This window comes from Hungatella sp., from assembly GCF_046966825.1.
Genome location: NZ_JBKVCZ010000297.1, coordinates 1 through 1,843, shown reverse-complemented (window position 1 = coordinate 1,843; position 1,843 = coordinate 1). Strand labels below are relative to the sequence as shown.

The 1,843-nt window shown below is 50.9% G+C and carries 2 protein-coding genes; both read left to right on the top strand.

The window, feature by feature from the left end:
• Positions 1 to 481 (top strand): aminotransferase class III-fold pyridoxal phosphate-dependent enzyme (locus ACLTD4_RS34035; protein ID WP_412332002.1); only part of this gene is annotated, 481 nt, incomplete at its 5' end.
• A gap of 21 nt (positions 482 to 502) precedes the next feature.
• A partial coding sequence (gene thrS / locus ACLTD4_RS34030) for a threonine--tRNA ligase (protein ID WP_412332003.1) occupies positions 503 to 1,843 on the top strand: 1,341 nt, incomplete at its 3' end.

The following is a 1,843-nucleotide window of genomic DNA, read 5'->3' as shown; positions in this document are numbered from 1 at the left end:
GCCTGTGGGCGCATATGGCGGAAGACGGGAAATCATGGAGAAGGTGGCGCCGGCGGGGCCTGTCTACCAGGCAGGAACTCTGAGCGGAAATCCGATCGCCATGGCTGCCGGATTGGCACAGCTGAAAATACTTTATGAAAATCCGGAAATTTATGTGGATTTAAGCCGGAAGGGCGACATGCTTTATGATGGAATCCGCGGTATTTTAAAGAAACATGGAATTGGATATCGCGTGAATTCTGTGAAATCCCTTGGCTGTCTCTTTTTCACGGACAGGGAAGTTATGGATTATACGAGCGCGAAGACGGCTGATACTGTAGCATTTTCCAGGTATTTTAAATATATGCTGAACCGGGGGATTCATCTCGCACCGTCACAGTTTGAAGCCATGTTTTTATCGAAGGCGCATACGGAAGAAGTGATCGGAGAGACACTTTCGGTGATCGAAGAGTATTTTGCCTCTGACAAAGGGGAAAGATGATAGAAAAGGAGAAACTTAATGATGAAGATAACATTAAAAGACGGTTCCGTAAAAGAATACGAACAGGCGATGTCCGTTTATGAGATTGCGGCGGATATCAGCGAAGGCCTTGCGAGAAATGCATGCGCAGGCGAGGTGGACGGCAAGGTAGTGGATTTGAGAACTATGGTAGAGCAGGACTGCAGCTTAAGTATCCTGACCGTTCATGATCCGGCCGGACTGGCGGCCTACCGTCACACGACGAGCCATGTGTTGGCACAGGCAGTGAAGCACCTCTATCCGGAGGCAAAGCTGGCTATCGGACCGTCCATTGAGAACGGTTTTTACTATGATTTTGAGACTCCTTCCTTTTCCAGGGATGATTTAGATAAGATTGAAGCCGAGATGAAGAAGATCATCAAGGCCGGTGAAAAGCTGGAGCGTTTTACGCTTCCGCGCGAGGAAGCCATCAAATTTATGGAGGAAAAAGGGGAACCGTATAAAGTGGAGCTGATCCGGGATTTACCGGAAGACGCGGAGATCTCCTTCTACCGCCAGGGAGACTTTACGGATTTATGCGCAGGACCTCATCTGATGAGCACGAAGCCGATCAAGGCCTTTAAGCTGACCTCTTCCTCAGGAGCCTACTGGAGGGGCAGCGAGAAGAACGCCATGCTGACCCGTGTCTACGGAACGGCCTTTGCGAAGAAGGAAGATCTGAACGAATATCTGGAGTACTTAGCCAATATTAAGAACCGCGACCACAACAAGCTGGGACGTGAGCTGGAGCTGTTCGCTACCGTGGATGTAATCGGACAGGGCCTTCCGTTACTGATGCCGAAGGGCGCAAAGATCATCCAGACGCTTCAGAGATGGATCGAGGATGAGGAAGAGAAACGCGGCTATATGAGGACGAAGACTCCTCTGATGGCGAAAAAGGATTTATACGTGATTTCCGATCACTGGGATCACTACAAAGAAGGAATGTTCGTGCTGGGTGACGAGGAGAAGGACGACGAAGTGTTCGCACTGCGCCCCATGACCTGTCCATTCCAGTATTACGTATACAAACAGAGCCCCAAGTCCTACCGCGACCTGCCATGCAGATACGGCGAGACCTCCACACTTTTCCGCAACGAGGATTCCGGCGAGATGCACGGACTGACCCGTGTGCGTCAGTTTACCATTTCCGAGGGCCATCTCGTGGTGAGACCGGACCAGCTGGAGGAGGAGTTTAAAGGCTGTGTGGACCTGGCAAAATACTGCTTGACGACGCTGGGACTGGAAGAAGACGTGACCTACCGCATGTCCAAATGGGATCCGGAGAAAGCCGACCATTATCTGGGAAATGCCGAGATGTGGGATGAGGTTGAGGCTGCCATG